Origin of the sequence: Dyella sp. A6 (assembly GCF_036320485.1) — a bacterium.
GTDB lineage: Bacteria > Pseudomonadota > Gammaproteobacteria > Xanthomonadales > Rhodanobacteraceae > Rhodanobacter_A > Rhodanobacter_A aluminiiresistens.
The window spans coordinates 219,220-237,495 of the sequence record NZ_CP132911.1; the positions used below are offsets into that span (position 1 = coordinate 219,220).

14 protein-coding genes are annotated in these 18,276 nt (G+C 66.4%); 6 read left to right on the forward strand and 8 right to left on the reverse strand.

Features of this window, described 5'->3' with window-relative positions; translation table 11 throughout:
* Positions 1–51 precede the first annotated feature (51 nt).
* The 4 genes from RA164_RS00890 to mnmG all read right to left on the reverse strand — a co-directional run bounded on the left by RA164_RS00890 (position 52) and on the right by mnmG (position 7,563).
* Positions 52–2,082 (reverse strand): autotransporter domain-containing protein, encoded by a 2,031-nt coding sequence (locus RA164_RS00890; protein WP_329742105.1) that lies wholly within the window; start codon positions 2,080–2,082, stop codon positions 52–54.
* A 276-nt stretch (positions 2,083–2,358) separates the two neighbouring features.
* Positions 2,359–4,689, reverse strand: a complete 2,331-nt coding sequence (locus RA164_RS00895) for a Tex family protein (protein ID WP_329742106.1) — start codon at positions 4,687–4,689, stop codon at positions 2,359–2,361.
* Between the two features lie 141 nt (positions 4,690–4,830).
* Positions 4,831–5,610, reverse strand: a complete 780-nt coding sequence (locus tag RA164_RS00900) for an RDD family protein (protein WP_329742107.1) — start codon at positions 5,608–5,610, stop codon at positions 4,831–4,833.
* 78 nt (positions 5,611–5,688) lie between these two features.
* Complete coding sequence (gene mnmG / locus RA164_RS00905; RefSeq protein WP_329742108.1) at positions 5,689–7,563, reverse strand: tRNA uridine-5-carboxymethylaminomethyl(34) synthesis enzyme MnmG; 1,875 nt, start codon at positions 7,561–7,563, stop codon at positions 5,689–5,691.
* A gap of 657 nt (positions 7,564–8,220) precedes the next feature.
* Here mnmG and RA164_RS00910 point away from each other — a divergent pair.
* A complete protein-coding gene (locus RA164_RS00910) occupies positions 8,221–8,406 on the forward strand; it encodes a hypothetical protein (RefSeq protein WP_329742109.1) in 186 nt (61 codons plus the stop codon).
* 65 nt (positions 8,407–8,471) lie between these two features.
* On the opposite strand, the gene pepN is transcribed toward RA164_RS00910, so the two are convergent.
* Positions 8,472–11,123 carry an aminopeptidase N gene (pepN, locus tag RA164_RS00915; protein WP_329742110.1) on the reverse strand — a complete coding sequence of 884 codons (2,652 nt, stop codon included), beginning with the start codon at positions 11,121–11,123 and terminating at the stop codon, positions 8,472–8,474.
* A gap of 50 nt (positions 11,124–11,173) precedes the next feature.
* Here pepN and RA164_RS00920 point away from each other — a divergent pair, with 50 nt between their 5' ends.
* The 5 genes from RA164_RS00920 (at position 11,174) to RA164_RS00940 (ending at position 15,733) form a co-directional block, all read left to right on the forward strand.
* The gene (locus RA164_RS00920; protein ID WP_329742111.1) at positions 11,174–12,187 is read left to right on the forward strand and encodes an aldose 1-epimerase; all 1,014 of its coding nucleotides are present in this window, start codon (positions 11,174–11,176) and stop codon (positions 12,185–12,187) included.
* Positions 12,184–13,140, forward strand: coding sequence for a pyridoxal-phosphate dependent enzyme (locus RA164_RS00925; RefSeq protein WP_329742112.1), 957 nt, complete (start codon positions 12,184–12,186; stop codon positions 13,138–13,140). Before RA164_RS00920 ends, RA164_RS00925 begins: the two co-directional genes overlap by 4 nt.
* Before the next feature lie 43 nt (positions 13,141–13,183).
* Positions 13,184–13,753, forward strand: a complete 570-nt coding sequence (locus RA164_RS00930; protein WP_329742113.1) for a DNA-3-methyladenine glycosylase I — start codon at positions 13,184–13,186, stop codon at positions 13,751–13,753.
* A 323-nt stretch (positions 13,754–14,076) separates the two neighbouring features.
* A complete protein-coding gene (locus tag RA164_RS00935) occupies positions 14,077–14,814 on the forward strand; it encodes a hypothetical protein (RefSeq protein WP_329742114.1) in 738 nt (245 codons plus the stop codon).
* Between the two features lie 82 nt (positions 14,815–14,896).
* Entirely contained in the window at positions 14,897–15,733 is an 837-nt protein-coding gene (locus RA164_RS00940; protein WP_329742115.1) for a transporter, read from the forward strand.
* A gap of 70 nt (positions 15,734–15,803) precedes the next feature.
* Here the strand turns inward: RA164_RS00940 and bioC are convergent, their stop codons facing one another.
* From bioC to RA164_RS00955, 3 genes are read right to left on the reverse strand one after another with little or no spacing between them, the layout of a single operon-like run.
* Positions 15,804–16,688, reverse strand: a complete 885-nt coding sequence (bioC, locus tag RA164_RS00945; RefSeq protein WP_329742116.1) for a malonyl-ACP O-methyltransferase BioC — start codon at positions 16,686–16,688, stop codon at positions 15,804–15,806.
* Positions 16,685–17,470, reverse strand: a complete 786-nt coding sequence (bioH, locus tag RA164_RS00950; protein WP_329742117.1) for a pimeloyl-ACP methyl ester esterase BioH — start codon at positions 17,468–17,470, stop codon at positions 16,685–16,687. The genes bioC and bioH overlap by 4 nt, the downstream gene beginning before the upstream one ends.
* Positions 17,467–18,234: a sulfurtransferase gene (locus tag RA164_RS00955; protein WP_329742118.1), complete on the reverse strand. Its 768-nt coding sequence runs from the start codon at positions 18,232–18,234 to the stop codon at positions 17,467–17,469. The genes bioH and RA164_RS00955 overlap by 4 nt, the downstream gene beginning before the upstream one ends.
* Positions 18,235–18,276: the final 42 nt, after the last annotated feature.

Here is an 18,276-nt window from a genome sequence, read left to right on the forward strand (position 1 = left end):
AGCCGTCCGCATTGCGGACGGCTTTTTTGTGGGCGGAGTCCGCTAGTCGGCTTAGAAGCCGACCCGGAATCCGAGGTTGACGCTGCTGTACTTCTGGCTGCTGTCCGCGAAGCGGCCGTTATAGCCGATCCAGGTGGTGATGTTGGAATCGAACTTGGCGGAAATACCCAGGGTGGCCGTTCCCCACGACTTGTCCGGGTTGAAACCCGGCATTTCGAAGCTGCCGTTCATGCTGTTCAGGCCCGCGGTGATCATTTCCGGCTTGGCCTTGCTGTCATGGTTCCAGGCAACCGAGACGCACGGCGAAAGCGTGGCCTGATTGACCTTCCAGGTGCCTTCCAGGCGCCAGCCCAGCGTGCTGATCAGCGCATCGCGCTGCTGGCGGCCGAACCACATGGCGCTGCTGTCGTTGCCGTCTTCGGCATAGCCGTTGACCTTGGCGGTTTCCCACTCGATGTTGGCGAACGGGCCGGTGCGCAGGCTGCTGACATGGAACCACCAGCCGCCATTCAGACCACCGCCGAGGTGCGAACCGTCTGCCTTGCTGGCTGATTCGTTGCGCTGCAGGGCACCCAGCTGGATGCGGCGATTGATGTCCGAGAAGTTATTCTGGCCGAAGTTGCCGTAGGCACCGATGTAGCCACCCGCGGCATGCCAGGTCAGGTAGCCCAGGCCGGTGAGGCCCTGCATCGAGTAGCCGCCACCACCACTGAAGCCGGCATTCTGGTGCGACACGCCCAGGGCGACGCCGATCGACAGATTGTCGTTGACCTGCGCATCCGCGCCGATCGTCAGGTTGGCATTGTTACTGGTGGTCTTCGGCGAATTGTTGGTCGCGTCATAGCGCTGGTGGGCGTAGTCGAGGCGTGCGAAGGTGCGGGTGCCGGCGCCGGTGCTGTCGGCCGTCATCTCGTCGCGGATCGCTCGCGTATCCATGGTGCTGTCGGTCAGCGCGGCCTGCCCCAGCAGCGAGGCATAGCCCGGCGCGGCGATTTCAGCCTGCACGTATTCCGCCAGCATGTAATCGGCGGCCGTCGTGGGATGCACACCGTCGGCGAACAGGTAGGTATTGTTGGTACCGGCCGCGTAGGTGTACGGCAGACCGGAACCGGCTGGGCCGCACTCGACCGAGCTGGACCCCGCACCGCACGCCGGGGTGGTGACGTTGGTGAAGCCGAAGGCCGTCGGGTTGGCAATGACTTCGTTGATCAGGGCGTAGGTGTTGACCGGAATGATGCCCTTGCCAAGCATCGCCAGACCGCTGTTGAGTTCGTTGTTGTAGATCAGGCTGAGGCCGGTGAGCGAGGCTGCGGCAGCGGCGCCCTGAGCCGTGGCCGACGGCGTCACGCCGATATTCGGCAGGTTGAAGACCAGGATGTTCTTCACGCCGGCCGCCTGCAGTTCGCCGATCAGCTTCACTTCCTGCTGGCCTGCCGCGGCGACCGCGGCCTGTGCCTGTGCCGCGGTTTCCAGGCTGGAGACCCCGGCCTTGGCAGCGACGGCGGCGGTGACCTGGGCGGTCACGGTGGGCGTGATCTGCGCGGTGAAAGCCGCGATCGCGGTGGAGTTGTTCGGAATCAGGTTGGCGGCGATCGCCTGCGCGACCTGTGCCGAAATCGTCTGGCTGATCAGCTGCTGTGCAGTGGCCGCTGCGCCGGCTGCCGTGGCGTTGTAGAAAATGTCGTTGGCACCGCCCCAGATCGAGTACAGCGCGTTGCTGTCCACGCTGCCGCCAGCAAGGTAGCTGTTGACCTGGTCGGTAATCGTGGGCACACCGCTCGGCGTGCCGGGCGAATTGTTGAAGATGCCGGCGCCGCCCCAGGCGTAATCGGTACCGCCAGCCAGCGAGGCGGTCAGCGTGTAATTGAAGTCGTTGGCAATGTTCTGTACGGCGACATTGCCCGGGTTGGTCGTGAACTTCAGCGGCGGCTGCACACTTGGATTGGTGGCCAGCGAGATATTGCCTGCATCACTCAGGCTGTCGCCGAACACCACCATCTTGCTGAAATCGGTCGCGGAGGCGCTGGCGCTGAACACCAGGGCAGCGACGATAGCGCCGGCCAAATAGGAAGTACGAGGCATGGCAACAGAACTCCTTGGAGGATGGGTTTTGTTAGAACGCGGTTACGTTAATGCATATCCATACGTCAGCGCATGCTGCGTTGCACCGCAGCGTAAGGATAGGCCGATTTGAATCGTGGGTTGTCCGATCAGGCTGCCGGACGCGCCGATGCAGGGACGGGGTGCATCCGTGCATCGGCGTTCGGGCCCAAGGCCTGGCGGTGAGTGCGCCAGCTGCGGCACTGCTGGCGGTTGCCTCGTCAGATGACTTGGCGAGAGCCCGTTCGTGGCGGTCGCTCAGCGCTGCTTGGCGCGCAGCAGCGCGTCGGCGAACGCGCTGTTGATCGGAGGTGCGGACGGCTTCGGCTGGTTGCCGCCCGGACGGGGGCCGCGGTTGTCGCGACGGCCGTCGCCACCCTGGTTGCCCTGGCGGCCGCGGCTCTGGCCCGGCTCGTCGTCCAGTCGCATCGACAGGCCGATGCGCTGGCGCGGAATGTCCACCTCCATCACCTTGACCTTGACGATGTCACCGGCCTTCACCGCATCGCGGGGATCCTTCACGAAGGTGTGCGAGAGCGCCGAGACATGGACCAGACCATCCTGATGAACGCCGATGTCGACGAAGGCGCCGAACGCGGCGACGTTGGTCACGCGACCTTCGAGGATCATGCCGGGGCGCAGGTCCTTCACGTCTTCCACGCCCTCGGCGAAGCTCGGTGCGACGAACTCGGGACGCGGATCGCGGCCGGGCTTTTCCAGTTCCTTGAGGATGTCGCGCACGGTCGGCACGCCGAACTGCTCGTCGGTGTACTGCTCGGCCTTGAGGCCGCGCAGGAAGCCGGAGTCGCCGATGATGTTGCGTACCTCGCGACCGCACTGGGCGATGATCCGTTCGACCACCGGATAGGCTTCCGGATGCACCGCGCTGGCGTCCAGCGGATTGTCGCCGTTGGGCACGCGCAGGAAGCCGGCGCACTGCTCGAACGCCTTGTCGCCCAGGCGCGGCACCTTGAGCAGCGCCTTGCGGTTGGCGAACGGGCCATTGGCATCGCGATGCTTTACCACGTTTTCGGCGACCGAGGTGCTGAGGCCGGCCACGCGCGAGAGCAGGGCCGCCGAGGCGGTGTTCACGTCCACGCCGACTGCGTTCACGCAGTCCTCGACGCGGGCATCCAGTGCGCGCGCCAGCTTCACCTGGTTGACGTCGTGCTGGTACTGGCCCACGCCGATCGCCTTGGGTTCGATCTTCACCAGCTCGGCCAGCGGGTCCTGCAGTCGGCGCGCGATGGAGACGGCGCCGCGCAGGCTTACGTCGAGGTTGGGGAATTCTTTGGCTGCGGTTTCGGAGGCCGAGTACACCGAGGCGCCTGCCTCGCTGACCACGACCTTCGACAGCTTGTGCTCCGGATGGCTCTTGGCCAGGCCCTTGATCAGTTCGCCGGCCAGCTTGTCGGTCTCGCGCGAGGCGGTACCGTTGCCGATCGCGATCAGGTCGACATTGTGCTTCTGGCACAGGCGTGCCAGTGCGGCCAGCGACTCGTTCCACTGCCGGCGCGGCTCGTGCGGGTAGATGGTGTCGGTGGCGACCAGCTTGCCGGTCGTGTCCACCACGGCGACCTTCACGCCGGTGCGGATGCCCGGGTCCAGGCCCATCACGCTCTTGGCGCCGGCCGGCGCGGCCAGCATCAGGTCTTTCAGGTTGTCGCCGAACACGCGGATCGCCTCGTCCTCGGCGCCTTCACGCACGCGGCCGAACAGGTCCAGCGTGAGGTGCAGGTGCAGCTTCACCCGCCAGGTCAGGCGCACCGTCTCGCGCAGCCAGGCGTCGGCGGCGCGACCGCGGTCGACGATGCCGGCGTGCGAGGCGACGCGGCCTTCGCCCTCGGCATGACCCTGGTCGGGGTCGAGCGCGGGAGCCAGTTCAAGCTCGATCACGCCTTCGTTGCGCGCGCGCATCAGCGCCAGCAGGCGGTGCGAGGGAATCTTGCCGATCGGTTCGACGTGGTCGAAGTAGTCACGGAACTTGGCGCCCTCGTTCTCCTTGCCTTCGACCACCTTCGCGCGGATCTGGCCCTTGTCCCACAGCCAGTCGCGCAGCTCGCCGACCAGATGCGCGTCTTCGGCGATCGATTCCATCAGGATGGCGCGCGCGCCATCGAGCGCGGCACGCACGTCGGTCACACCCTTTTCCGCGTCGACGAAGTCGGCGGCGAAGCCTTCCGGATCGCGTGACGGGTCTTCGCGCAGGCCCAGCGCCAGCGGTTCCAGGCCGGCTTCCCGGGCGATCTGCGCCTTGGTACGACGCTTGGGCTTGTACGGCAGGTACAGATCTTCCAGTCGCGCCTTGGTGTCGGCGGTGAGGATGTCGTTTTTCAGCGCATCGGTCAGCTTGCCCTGCTCATCGATGCTGGCGAGGATCGTCTCGCGCCGCTCTTCCAGTTCGCGCAGGTAGCGCAGGCGCTCTTCCAGCAGACGCAACTGGGTGTCGTCGAGACCGCCGGTGACTTCCTTGCGGTAGCGCGCGATGAACGGCACGGTGGCGCCGCCGTCCAGCAGGTCGACCGCCGCGTGCACCTGTTCGGGCTTGGCGGCGATGTCCTGGGCAATGCGTTGTTCGATGCTGAGCATGAGGCTGATTCGATTCCTGGCGATGATTCACCGCGGGAACGGCGGTGGGGGGCGAATGGTAACAAGTGCCTGTCGGCTGGATGTGGTCCGAAAAGCAAACGGCGCCGGTCATGGCCGGCGCCGTTTGCTTGGTCGATCGGGTCAGGCGTTGAACGAGCTGCCGTCACCCGTGTTGCCGGATGCCTGCGCGTTGTCCTTGAAGTCGCTGGCGCGGCCGTTCAGTACCAGCGTACGAGCCATCATGTCGTGCAGGCCCTGCTTGCGCGCGTTCCATGCCACCGTGAGGTAGCAGATCAGCGGCAGCAGGAAGGTCACGATGTTGACGAGCCGGATCGCATTGCGACCCAGGCTACGGCCCAGGCTGATGCGTCGGCCATCAAGGTCGGTGACGCGCATGCCGACCGCGAGTTTCCCGGGTGTCGCCTGCCATGCGGAGGATTCGCAGATGGCGTAGTAGAGGAAGCCGATCACCAGCGCGATCATGGTGGCGGGGCGCACGGCCTTGCTGTAGACCATCGCGGCTGCGGCCGGATCCGTGCCGCCATGGATCTGGGTCATCAGGTGCTCGAACGCCGCGCTGGCGCCCATCGAGGATGCAATGACGGCCGTCGGCACCAGCAGGATCAGGTAGTCGATCACCCATGCGCCGAAGCGCCGCCAGAACCCGGCGTGATCCTCCAGTATTGCCGTGCCGCCACGCGGCAGGGCGGCAGGGGCGGGTGCTGCACCGACGCTCTGGCTGCTGCTGGATTCAGTCGGCCGCTCGCCCGGGAACAGCACCGAGAGGGGCTGCCAGTCGGCCAGGCCGTCATACCAGCCCAGGTCATCGCTGCTGACTTGTCCGCTGCGCAGCCATTGGCGCACCTCGTCTTCCTTGTAGGGTCCGTGTCGCTCACCATTCCGACCGATCCAGACTTCCATTGCGCACTCCCCTGTTGATAGGTGTCGAGCGTGCATGATGCCACGAGCGCGGTGCCGAACGCCTGCCAGCGCTGCCGCTCAGGCGGCGTGGCGCTTCAGGTGAACCAGCAGCAGGGAGATCGCCGCTGGCGTAACGCCGCTGATGCGTGCGGCCTGACCGATGGTCGCGGGCAGGCTGCGCTTGAGCTTGGCGAGTACTTCGGCCGACAGGCCACGCACCTTGTCGTAGTCGAAGCCGGTTGGAATCGCGGTGTGCTCGTGGCGGCGCTGGCGTTCGATTTCCTCGCGCTGGCGTTCGAGATAGCCCGCATACTTCACCTGCACCTCGACCTGTGCGGCCACATCCTCCTGGTCCACCGCAGGTGCGAAGCCCTCGACGGCGGTCAGTGCGGCGTAACCGATCTCGGGCCGGCGCAGCAGGTCCAGGCCACTGGTTTCGCGGCTCAGGCTGATGCCGAGCTGGCGTTCCACAGCGGCGCCGAGCGGGTTGACCGGTGCGGCCCACAGGCCGCCCAGGCGTTGCGTTTCGCGCTCCACCGCATCGCGCTTATGGCGCAGTGCGTCGAAGCGTGTCGCCGGCACCACGCCCAGCTCGAAGCCCTTTTCGGTGAGGCGCAGGTCGGCGTTGTCCTCGCGCAGGTGCAGCCGGTACTCGGCGCGCGACGTGAACATGCGGTACGGCTCGATGGTGCCATTACTGGTCAGGTCGTCCACCAGCACGCCCAGGTAGGCTTCGTCGCGGCGCGGATACCACGGCGCCTTGCCCTGCACGGCGAGTGCGGCGTTCAAGCCGGCCAGCAGACCTTGTGCGGCGGCTTCTTCATAGCCGGTGGTGCCGTTGATCTGGCCGGCGAAATACAGCCCGGCGATAGCCTTGGTTTCCAGCCACGGGTTGAGACCGCGCGGATCGAAATAATCGTATTCGATGGCGTAGCCCGGGCGCGTGATGTGGGCGCGTTCGAAGCCCGGAATGGACTGCACGACTTCGATCTGCACGTCGAACGGCAGCGACGTCGAGATGCCGTTCGGATAGATCTCGACGGTGTCCAGCCCTTCCGGCTCGATGAAGATCTGGTGCGAAGCCTTGTCGGCGAAACGCACCACCTTGTCTTCGATCGACGGGCAATAGCGCGGTCCGGTGCCCTCGATCTGTCCGGTGAACAACGGCGAGCGGTCCAGCGCGCCCTGGATGATCTCGTGCGTGCGTGCGGTGGTATGGGTGATCCAGCAGCTGACCTGCGGCGGATGCGTGTCGCGCGAGCCCAGGTAAGAGAACACCGGGGCCGGATCGTCGCCGGGCTGCTCCTCCAGGCCGGTGAAGTCGATGCTGCGCCGGTCGATGCGCGGCGGAGTGCCGGTCTTCAGACGATCGGCACCCAGGGGCAGTTCGCGCAGTCGCTGCGCCAGCGTGCTGGCCGGCGGGTCACCCGCGCGGCCCCCAGCGTATTGGGCCGGGCCGATATGGATCTTGCCGGCCAGGAAGGTGCCGGCGGTGAGCACAACGGACCGGGCGTGGAAGGAAACGCCCATCTGCGTCACCACGCCGGTCACGCGTCCGCCCTGCACGATCAGGTCATCCGCCGCCTGCTGGAAGAGTTCCAGATTCGGCTGCGATTCGACAATGTGGCGGATCGCAGCCTTGTACAGCGCGCGGTCGGCCTGGCAGCGGGTGGCACGCACGGCAGGTCCCTTCGACGCATTCAGGGTGCGCCACTGGATACCCGCACGATCCGCCGCATGGGCCATCGCACCACCCAGCGCATCGATTTCCTTGACCAGGTGGCCCTTGCCGATGCCGCCGATGGCCGGGTTGCAGCTCATCTGGCCGATGGTCTCGATGTTGTGGCTCAGCAGCAAGGTGCGCGCACCGGCCCGGGCCGCAGCCAGCGCGGCTTCGGTGCCGGCATGGCCGCCGCCGATCACGATCACGTCATAGTGGGTGGGGTGGAGCATGGGATGGCTCGCAGGCACGCAGTGGTGGCCGGGTGGATACATCCGGCCGGGATATCATTCAAAACAATTCGTTATGGTAACCCACTGCAAGTGTCGGCACGATCACGACGATGTCATGGCACGTCTCGTGCTTGATCTTCCGTGCACTTTCACGGGCAGACGCTGCGCAGTCAACGCGCGCCGAGGTCGAACGGACAGGGGTTCGATCGCGTACCGGGAAAGGAAGCAAGGCGGCGCTCCGGGATGATCCCGGGGCGCCGTCGTCTTTTTGGGGCATCGCGTTTGGGGTATCGGGCATCCGCGGCCCTGCCACGCCGGCAATAAAAAGGCCGCGCATGGCGCGGCCAGATAGAGATCTGGCGTCCGGCGGTCTCAGGAACAGGGGGAATCCAGGATGACCGTGGTGCCGGACGCCAGAAACCGTAGAAAGGTGACGCAGAGCAACCAAGATTGCCCCGTGGCGTGACTCGATCATCATCCCGGTCGCGTGAACATGAAGTGACTGATGCGTAAATTTGTGCCGGATCGCGGCAGCTGCTGACACTGCGTGTCAGCGCGAACTAGGAATCCGGAGGAAATGTGATCCGCGTCACGTTGTTGGCACGCCTGTTGCTCCAGTCCCGATACCAACGGACAACCACGCAAAAAGGCATCGTCATGGACTTTCAGAACGAAATCGCACCGGGTTACATGCATCACGATCTGTTGATCGAAATCGGCAAGGTCGAGATGGCCATGGACTACCTCAACGAACACGACATGGCCCGCCAGGAACAGCTGCTTGCTCGTCTGCAGGCCAAGATGAGCCACCTGCGCGAAGAGCTGATGCAGCTGGCAAGCTGAGTCGGGGGCATCATGGGGATCGGCGACGCGGCCGACCCCCGACAATGCCGCAGGTACGGTCGGGCTCAGTCCTGCAGCATATTGCCTAGGATCTCACCGAGGTTGCGCGAGAGATCCCCACGGGCGAGCAGATGGGCCATGGCCAGCCGGGCCGCTTCGCGACGTACCGGCTCCAGCCGCTTCCAGCCATTGAAGGCCGTGGCCAGACGTGCGGCAATCTGCGGATTCAGCGCGTCCAGTTGCGCCAGCCGTTCGGCAAAAAACACATAGCCTGCGCCGTCCGCACGGTGAAAACCGCTGGGATTGGCGCTGGCGAAGACGCCCAGCAACGCACGGGCGCGGTTGGGATTCTTCAACGTGAACTTCGGATCGGACTCGAGCGCCTTGATCCGCTCCAGCGCAGGTTCGCCCGGAATCTGCGCCTGCACCATGAACCATTTGTCCAGCGCCAGCGCGTTGTCGTCGTAGCGTGCACGGAAATGGGCCAGTGCCGTCGTGGCTTGGGGGGCCTGGGCGCGTACCAGCACGCCAAGCGCGGCGAGCCGGTCGGTCATGCCTGGGGCCTGGTCGTACTGGCTCGATGCCAGCATGTAGGCTCGTTCGGGATCGACCATTGCCAGCAGCTCGAGCACGCAGCGCTTGAGTCGGCGTGAGGCCTGGCTGGCGGCATCCAGATCAATGGTGGTCTGTGCGGCCAGAGTGCGGTAGCGCTGGTACAGCGGTTCGGCACCGAGCCGCCGGGCCAGGTGCTGCTGCAGCACTCGCCGCAATTCGTGGATACGCGACGGATCGGCCTCGAGCTGTCGATCGGCCAGTACGAGCTCGCCGGGGGGCGTCAGCAGATCGGCCAGCAGGGCCGCATCGACCGACTCCCCGCTGAAAAGAGCCGAGAGCGCCCCGCACCATGCATCCACCGCCGCGTTGCCGGTGCCGTCGCGCAAGGCATCGAAAGCCAGCGCAGCCAGTTGCTGGCCGGCCTCCCAGCGGTTGAAGCCGTCCGGGTCGTGGGTCAGCAGCAGGGCCAGGGCTTTCGGCGTGTAGTCGCACTCCAGGATCACGGGTGCGGAAAATCCGCGCAGCAGGGATGGTACCGGCGGCTGGTCGACATCGCGGAAGACGAAGTCTTGTTCGGCCCGGTCGAGGATGACCACGGCTTCGTTGCCCTGGCTGGCGGCACGGCCATCCAGATGCAGCGCAAGCATGCGTCCGTCCTGGCCGAACAGGGCCAGCTTGACCGGGATCGGCACCGGCTGCTTGTGCGGTTGCCCATGGGTGGGGGGCGTGTGCTGGGACAGGGTCAGCGTGTACTCGCGACGGCTGCTGTCGTAACGGCCATGGGCCTTCAGCCTCGGCGTGCCGGCCTGCGCGTACCAGGCGAGGTAGGGCGAAAGGTCGATGTCGTTGGCGCTGCCCAGCGCATCGAGGAAGTCCTCGATGGTGGCGGCGCGGCCGTCGTTGCGTTCGAAATAGCGGTCCATGCCGCGACGGAAGCCCTCGCGGCCCAGCCGGCCGGCGATCATGCGGACCAGCTCGGAACCCTTCTCATACACCGTGGCGGTGTAGAAGTTGTTGATCTCGCGGTATTCGGACGGCCGCACCGGGTGAGCCAGCGGACCGGCGTCTTCGGTGAACTGGGCGCGGCGCAGCAGCGCCACGTCCTCGATGCGCTTGAGCGGTGCCGAATTCATGTCGGCCGAGAAGCTCTGCTCGCGGAACACGGTCAGGCCTTCCTTCAGCGACAACTGGAACCAGTCGCGGCAGGTGACGCGGTTGCCGCTCCAGTTGTGGAAGTACTCGTGCGCCACCACGGCTTCCACCCCGCGGTACTCGTCGTCGGTGGTCGAATCGGGGTCGGCCAGCAGGTACTTGGCGTTGAAGATGTTGAGACCCTTGTTCTCCATCGCGCCCATGTTGAAGTCATGGGTGGCCACGACATGGAACACGTCGAGGTCGTAATTGCGTCCGTAGGTCTGCTCGTCCCAGCGCATCGAGCGTTCCAGCGCATCCAGCGCGTAGTGACAGCGGTCGATCACGTTCGGTTCGGACCACATCACCAGTTTCACCGCACGTTTGTCGGCGGTGACATAGTCGCGCTCGAGTTTTTCCAGCCGGCCGGCGACCAGGGCGAACAGGTAGCTTGGCCTGGGGTGCGGGTCGACGAAGCGGGCCCAGTGGCGGCCGTCGTCCAGTTCGCCCGCGCCGTCCGGGTTGCCGCCGGCCAGCAGTACCGGGAAGCGGGTGCGGTCGGCGCGCAGGGTCACCGTGAATTTCGCCAGCACGTCGGGCCGGTCGGGGAAGAAGGTGATGTGTCGGAAGCCCTCGGCCTCGCACTGCGTGAGCAGGAAGCCGGCTTCGCGCGAACCGGACAGGTACAGACCTTCCAGCGCGGTGTTCTCGGCCGGCTTCAGGCGCACGCGGGTTTCCAGCACGCTGCCGTCCCGGGCGCCATCCACTTCCAGCACGTTCTCGGCGTAACGGTAGGCGCCGGCGTCGAGCGGGTGGTCATCCAGGGCGATGGCGAGCAGTTCGAGGCCTTCGCCATCCAGTCGCAGCGGCTGGTCCTGGGCAGGGTCACGCTGCAGGTGAAGGCGCGCCACGACCTCGGTGCTGTCGATACCCAGGTCGAACGTCAGTTCCACCGTGTCGACCCGCCAGGCGGGCGCGCGGTAGTCGTCGAGGCGGGTGGGTACGGGAGCGTTTTCGGGGCGGGCACTCATGATCTCGAACCAGGGAAAGGGAGACGGATCAGGCTAACATGGAGTCTGTGATGCACAGGAAAAAGCCGATGGGTGGATATCTCGCGGAACGTGGCCTGCTGGGCACGCAGCCGGTGGTGGTACTGGGCGATCAGACGGGCCGACGCGTGAGCATCGCCATGCATGGCGCAGCGCTGGTCCGCTTCGAGGTGCCGCGCGGCAATGGCGTGTTCGATATCGCCGATGGTTATCGCGACGACGCCGAAATCGTGGCGCGCTCCGGTTCGCGTTTCGCGATCATGGCGCCCTTCGCCGGGCGCATCGCCGATGCGCGCTACCGTTTCGACGGCCAGGCCGAGGATCTGCAGCCCGGCGTGCAGGGTTCGGCGCGGGCCAGCCGACACGGTTTCGTGCGCGGCGAGGATTTTGCCGTGGCCGCACTGACGGCCGACGATGCGTCGGCCCGGGTGGTGTTGACGACGTCGGCGATCCGGCCGCAGGTGGGTTATCCGCACGCGATCGACCTGACGGTGAGCTACTCCCTGGACGATGCGGGCCTCACTCTGGACGTGCGCATGCGCAATGTGGGTGACAGTGCGGCGCCGTGTTTCTTCGGCTGGCATCCGTATTTCCGCGTGTCGGACGCCGACGTCGATGCCTGGGAACTGCAGGTTCCGGGGCAGACCCTGATCCGCACCGCCGCCGACCTCATCGCGCTGGCGGGCGATGCTGCGTATGTGCCGGTGGATGATGTGCCCGCACTGGATTTTCGCGAACCGCAGGTGATCGGCGACCGCATTCTGGACCAGGGCTATACCGATCTGGATGCCGGGCCGGACGGCCGCATCCGCACGCGCCTGCGCGACCCGGCCAGCGGCTTTGGGCTCGCCGTGTGGCAGGAGCATGGCGTGATGCATACGTTCACCGCCGACACGATCAGTCGCGGCGTGCGCCGGGCCGTGGCGCTGGAGCCGATGGAATGCATGGCCGATGCGTTCAACCGGCCGGAGTGCGCCGCTGCGATCCGGCTGGAGCCGGGTGCCGAGCGCAGTTTCCGCTGCGGCGTGGAGATCGAGTCGCGATGACCGCTGTCGACGCCTTGCCGAGCCTGTCGCAGGTACGCGATGCGGCCGCGCGGATTGCCGCGCATGCCGTCGTGACCCCGGTTTGGCGCAGTGCGACGCTGGATGCGCTGGCCGGTGCCGAGCTGCACTTCAAGTGCGAAAACCTGCAGCGTGGTGGTGCCTTCAAGTTCCGTGGCGCCTGCAACGCGGTGTGGTCGCTGGACCAGGCGATGGCCGCGCGTGGCGTGGTCACGCATTCCTCCGGCAATCATGGCAATGCCCTGGCGATGGCCGCGGCCACGCGTGGTATTCCGGCGCACGTGGTGGTGCCGGAAGGCGCCGTGCAGGCCAAGCTCGACGCCATCGTGCGGGCCGGGGGCATCGTGCACCGCTGCGCGCCGACCCAGGCGGCACGCGAGGCCATGGCGGCGCAGGTGCAGGCGCAGACCGGTGGCGTACTGGTCCACCCTTATGCCGATACGCAGGTGATGGCGGGACAGGGCACAGCCGTGCTCGAGCTGTTGCGACAGGCACCGGCGCTGGATGCGGTGATCACGCCGGTCGGCGGCGGCGGACTGGCCGCCGGTACGGCGGTGGCGGCGCATGGGCTCGATCCGGCGCTGGCCCTGTTCGGTGCGGAGCCACAGGGCGCGGACGATGCGGCGCGCTCGCTAGCGCAGGGCCAGCGTATCGACAGCATGGCACCGGACACCCTATGCGACGGACTGCGTGCGCTGGTGGGCCCCAGCAATCTCGATGCACTGCGTACGCACCGGGTCGAGGTGATCACGGTCAGCGATGCCGAGACCATCGCGGCGATGCGCCTGCTGTGGCAGGAGCTGAAGCAGGTGGTCGAAGTGTCCAGCGCCACCGTGCTGGCAGCGGTGCTGAAGCGGCGCGACGCATTCGCCGGCCGGCGCGTGGGGCTGGTGCTCACGGGCGGCAATGTCGATCTGGACGCATTGCCATGGTGAGGCATGCGTCGATTGTTTCCACGGGAAGGAACCGGAGCGGATCATGAAACGATGCCATTGGGCCGCGGCCGGCGACGCGCTGATGTGCGACTACCACGACCACGAATGGGGCGTGCCGCTGCACGATGACCGTGCGCTGTTCGAATTCCTCTGTCTGGAGGGCGCACAGGCGGGCCTTTCCTGGCGCACCATCCTGGCCAAGCGCGAGCGCTACCGGGAAGTGTTCCACGGTTTCGAGATCGCCCGGGTGGCGGCAATGAAGGATCGCGAGCTGGAAAAACTGCTGGCCGATCCCGGCATCGTGCGCAATCGGTTGAAGGTCGGCTCGGCGCGCGACAACGCTACTGCTGCGCTGAAGGTGATCGATGCGTGCGGCAGCCTCGATGCGTATTTCTGGTCGTTCGTCGATGGCCGGCCGATCGTCAACCGGTGGCGCGAACCGCAGGACGTGCCGGCCTTCACGCCGCTGTCCGACCGCATCAGCAAGGACCTCAAGAAACGCGGCTTCCGTTTCGTCGGAAGCACCATCTGCTATGCCTTCATGCAGGCGACAGGCATGGTCAACGACCACCTCACCGGGTGCTTCCGGCACCGGCAGTGCGTCGGCGACTGAGTCGTCTGCGCGCGGACTTGCGGTCGAGCGGGCCGCGCCCGCGCGGCAAACTGTCCGTCCGCATGGGTTTGGCGTAAGTTTCCCGCAAGCTTTCAGGGCAATCTCCACAATCTGGCATTGGCGCACACTTTCAGCCGACTTCTCGCTGAACCGGTGGCCTGCGAGTCCTTGCGGTGACGCGAGTGCTTGCGAATGATGGGCGGCGAGCAATCTGCCCCGGTTTGGCGACATGGCCGAGCCGGAACAGAACAGGGGGCAAGTGACGGATCCACGAGGCTCGCTCGACAAACATGCAGCCCATCCATCGCTTGGGGAGAGCTTCGATGAACATGCGTCAATTACCACTACGGCTGATCGCTGCCGCAACACTGTGCGCTCTTGCTGGCGCACCCGCGCTGGCTCAGACCAGTACCACCAGCCAGGAAACCGTGCGGCTGGGATCGCAATTCACCACATTCGCGGGTTCTGACAGCAATGCGCAGGCATTGGTCCAGGGCCTGCGCGACGGCACGGCGGTCACGCTGGACAGCACCGCCACCGGCGGCACGACAACCGCGACAACCTTCACGCCGGACACCGGCAAGCTTGGCTACGGCAATGTGCGCATCGCGCTGTCGCTGGCCGAGGCCAGCCTCAGCAAGGCCGGCATCACCGATCCGACGCCAGCCGAGATCGAGGCAGCGCTGAACGGCGGCAGCCTGGTGCTGGCCGACGGCACCACGATCAATCTCGATGGCGTGCTCGCGGCACGTGCCGCCGGCGAAGGCTGGGGCCAGATCGCCAACAGCATGGGCTTCAAGCTCGGTGACGTGATGCGTTCCCCGCATGCTGCCGGACACGGTGCGGCGGGTGCGCATGCGAACGGCGAAGCGGTTGCCAAGGTCGACTTCGCCAAGAACATCGCGGCCAACCATCCGGATGCCACGGATCACGGCGGCCGGCCTGATTTCAGCCAGCGCCCCGATTTCGCGAACAGGCCGACGCGGCCGGACATCCCGAGCCGGCCCAATCTGCCGGAACGTCCTGACATTCCCAGCCACGCCGGTCGCCCCGGCGGCTGATGCCGCGGCCTGAATGCAGCTGCGAGCCCGGTGCGTTGCGCCGGGTCCGCGATGTACCCGTTTCACAAGGAACCTTTTCGACATGCGCAACCAACATTACTGGGTGGCGGTCGGCGGCTTGCTGCTGATTGGCGCGCCAGCCGCACACGCGGCCGACAACGGCCAGTTCAGCCTGTCCACCGGTGCCAACTACACCAGCGGCAAGTACGGCACCGATACCACTACCGACATCTGGTCAGTGCCGTTCACGGCGGAATACCAGAACGACCGCTGGACCATGAAGCTGACCGTGCCCTACATCAGCATTTCCGGCGCAGGCAACGTGATTCCCGGCGTTGGCCAGGTGGTCAACAGCAACCCGCATGGTCGCGGGCGCGGTCTTGGCCACACGGTGGTAACCGGTGGCGGCACCACCACGACGACCACCAGCGGCTCGGCTTCGGGCCTGGGCGACGTGGTCGCGTCGGCGGGTTACGAGGTCTACCACAGTGCCGACCATAGCTTCGGGCTGGACCTGACCGGCAAGATCAAGTTCGGCACCGCCGACGAGAACAAGGGGCTGGGCACCGGCAAGGACGACTACGGTCTCTCGGTCGACACCTACAAGGTCATGGGCGACTGGACCGCGTTCGGCGGGGTGGGCTGGATGAAGTACGGCAGCTCGCAGTACATCCGGCTGAAGAACGGCGCCAACGCCAACGTCGGCATGGACTACCGGTTCAGCCGCAACGACGACTTCGGTGCGTACTACTACTACCGTCAGAAGATCGCCAGCAACGGCGGGCCGCAGAGCGAGCTGACCGCCTACTGGAATCACCGGCTGGGCGGTGGCTGGCGGCTGCAGAGCTACGTCCTCGGCGGCTTTGCCAACGGCAGCCCCGATTACGGTGTGGGTGCCTCGGTCAAGTACAGCTTCTGACCCGGCAGCCCTGAACTGAAAACGCCGTCGCATTCCCGGGATGCGGCGGCGCTTTTTTTTGCGGTCGTGCTCAGCGTCGCCTCGAGCCGCGCAGGCTGTCGACCGAGAAGCTGGCGATCTCGCCACCGCCCGGCGCACGCCGCGATTGTCCCGGCGGCGGCCCCCAGGCGTGCGCGGTGACCACTTCCCAGGTGGCCGGAATGCGGCCATCGTCGCGGCGCATCGTTTCATACGCGGCCAGCATGGCGCGGTAGCGCGACTTGCCGGTCAGGCCGCGCTCGCGCGTACTGTCGGTGTTGGTGGCGCCCAGGCCCTGCAGCTCTTCCAGCAGCTTGCGCGGTTCGCTGTAGGTCAGCGTGAAGCGGTCCACGTCCAGCACCGGATCGCGCAGGCCGCCGTTGATCATCGCGTCGCCGATATCGTGCATGTCCAGGAAGCGGCTGACGTGCGGATGGCCGTCGGCGGCGGCCCAGGCGGCACGCAGTTCCTTCAGCGTGTCGGGGCCGAAGGTGGAGAACACCAGCAGCCCACCGGGACGCAGCACGCGCACGCACTCGGCGAACAGCGCTGTCAGGTCGTCGATCCACTGGAAGCACAGGTTGGAATGCAGCACATCCACACAGTGATCGGCCAGCGGCAGCGCGGTGGCATCGCCGCAGACACGCTGGAACGGTTTCAGCCAGGCGCTGTGACGCTTCGCCTGGCGCAGCATCGGCAGCGCGGCATCCAGCGCGACCACCTGCGCCTTGGGCCAGCGCTTCTTCAGCAGCGCAGTACCGCGACCCGGGCCGGCGCCGACATCGACGACCAGCGACGGTGTTTCCAGGTAGAAGTTGAGCCGGTCGAGCAGCAGTTCCTGCGTCTCGCGCTGCAGCGCGTCGTGCTTCTCGTAGCTTTGCGCGGCATCGCCGAAGTGACGGCGGACCTGGGCGCGGTCGACATGGAATTCGCTCATGGCGACACCGGTGCGGTTGCGTTGGCCAGCAGCGGCTGGAGTGCGTCGGTCACGGCGTCGGCATGGCCGAAAAATGGCGCATGGCCGGCGTGGGCGATTTCCGTGAAGCGTCCATTCGCCGCACTGGCCGACCACGCCATCGCAGCGGGATGCACCAGCCGGTCGCGGCGGCCGGCGATCCAGGCACTGGGCACGGTCAGTTGCGGCAGGCGGTCGCGCAGATCGGTGGATTCGAGCACGCGGATGCCTTCCTGCAGCACGCGCAGTTTCGGTTCACCGCGGGCAAAGGCCTCTTCACGCAGGCGGCGCAGCTCGGCACGTGGGTCGGCGCTGCCCATCGCCTCCAGCGCCATGAAGCGTTCCAGCGTGGCGTGGTAATCGGTTTCCAGGTCGGCGGCGAGCTGCTGTACCAGCGAAGCGTCGTTGCCTTGCGGCCAGTCGCTGCCGCGCACGAACCGGGGCGTGGCGCACAGCATGGCCAGGCCGAGCACCTGCTGCGGCCGTTCCAGTGCGGCGGCAAGCGCCATCAGGCCACCCAGCGACCAGCCCAGCCACAGCGCCGGCGGCACCTTGGCGGCGATCGCGTCGGCACAGGCGCGCGGGTCCAGCGGCAGCATGCAGTCGCGCGAATAGCCATGGCCTGGCAGGTCGACCACGTACATCGTGCATTGCGACTGCAACGCATCGACCAGTGGCGCGAACATGCCGCCATGCATGGCCCAGCCGTGGATCAGTACCAGTGGCACCGGGCCGTCGCCGGTCCGTTCGATGAACAGGTTCATGCCTTCGATTCCTCGTCCCGCGGGGGCGCGGATGTTGCGTCGGGCAGCAGGTCGGTGCCTACGACACCGCGGTCGTCGAACACGAAACAGCCGCCTTGCCAGTAGCTGCCGCCGGCTTCCTCGAAGTATTTGAGAATGCCGCCCTCCAGCTGGAACACGTGGTCCATGCCCAGGTCGCGCATGTGTAGCGCAGCCTTCTCGCAGCGGATGCCGCCGGTGCAGTACGACACCACGGTCTTGCCCGCGTAGCGTTCGCGGTCGGCAGCCACCGCAGCGGGAAAGGCGGTGAAGCTGGCCAGCCGGTAGTCGATCGCCTGCGGGAACTTGCCGCGGTCGGTTTCGTAGTCGTTGCGGGTGTCCAGCAGCACCACGTCGCGGCCGTCGTCATCGTGGCCCTGGTCGAGCCAGCGCTTCAGCGTCAGCGGAGCCACCGACGGCGCGCGGCCGGCTTCCGGACGAATCGCCGTGTGCCGCATGGTGATGATTTCCTTCTTCAGGCGCACGCGCATGCGCTTGAAGGGAGCTTCGTCGGACAGCGACTCCTTGGCCTGCATGCCGGCAAAGCGCGGGTCTTCGCGCAGCCAGTCCATGAAGGCGTCGGTGGCCGCACGTGGACCGGCCAGGAACAGGTTGATGCCTTCGGGCGCCAGCAGGATGGTGCCTTTCAGTGCGAGCGCCTCGCAGCGTTCGCGCACGCGCTCGCGCAGCGCGGGCAGGTCGTCCAGGCTGACGAAGCGATAGGCGGAGAGATTGACGACGGACATGGGTACGTAAAAAGCGCAATCGTGAATTATAAGGCCAGTGCA

Bases quoted from the DNA above. Each gene is read 5' to 3' on its own strand.
- RA164_RS00890 (WP_329742105.1), bottom strand. From the start codon at position 2,082: ATGCCTCGTACTTCCTATTTGGCCGGCGCTATCGTCGCTGCCCTGGTG.
- RA164_RS00895 (WP_329742106.1), bottom strand. From the start codon at position 4,689: ATGCTCAGCATCGAACAACGCATTGCCCAGGACATCGCCGCCAAGCCC.
- RA164_RS00900 (WP_329742107.1), bottom strand. From the start codon at position 5,610: ATGGAAGTCTGGATCGGTCGGAATGGTGAGCGACACGGACCCTACAAG.
- mnmG (WP_329742108.1), bottom strand. From the start codon at position 7,563: ATGCTCCACCCCACCCACTATGACGTGATCGTGATCGGCGGCGGCCAT.
- RA164_RS00910 (WP_329742109.1), top strand. From the start codon at position 8,221: ATGGACTTTCAGAACGAAATCGCACCGGGTTACATGCATCACGATCTG.
- pepN (WP_329742110.1), bottom strand. From the start codon at position 11,123: ATGAGTGCCCGCCCCGAAAACGCTCCCGTACCCACCCGCCTCGACGAC.
- RA164_RS00920 (WP_329742111.1), top strand. From the start codon at position 11,174: ATGCACAGGAAAAAGCCGATGGGTGGATATCTCGCGGAACGTGGCCTG.
- RA164_RS00925 (WP_329742112.1), top strand. From the start codon at position 12,184: ATGACCGCTGTCGACGCCTTGCCGAGCCTGTCGCAGGTACGCGATGCG.
- RA164_RS00930 (WP_329742113.1), top strand. From the start codon at position 13,184: ATGAAACGATGCCATTGGGCCGCGGCCGGCGACGCGCTGATGTGCGAC.
- RA164_RS00935 (WP_329742114.1), top strand. From the start codon at position 14,077: ATGAACATGCGTCAATTACCACTACGGCTGATCGCTGCCGCAACACTG.
- RA164_RS00940 (WP_329742115.1), top strand. From the start codon at position 14,897: ATGCGCAACCAACATTACTGGGTGGCGGTCGGCGGCTTGCTGCTGATT.
- bioC (WP_329742116.1), bottom strand. From the start codon at position 16,688: ATGAGCGAATTCCATGTCGACCGCGCCCAGGTCCGCCGTCACTTCGGC.
- bioH (WP_329742117.1), bottom strand. From the start codon at position 17,470: ATGAACCTGTTCATCGAACGGACCGGCGACGGCCCGGTGCCACTGGTA.
- RA164_RS00955 (WP_329742118.1), bottom strand. From the start codon at position 18,234: ATGTCCGTCGTCAATCTCTCCGCCTATCGCTTCGTCAGCCTGGACGAC.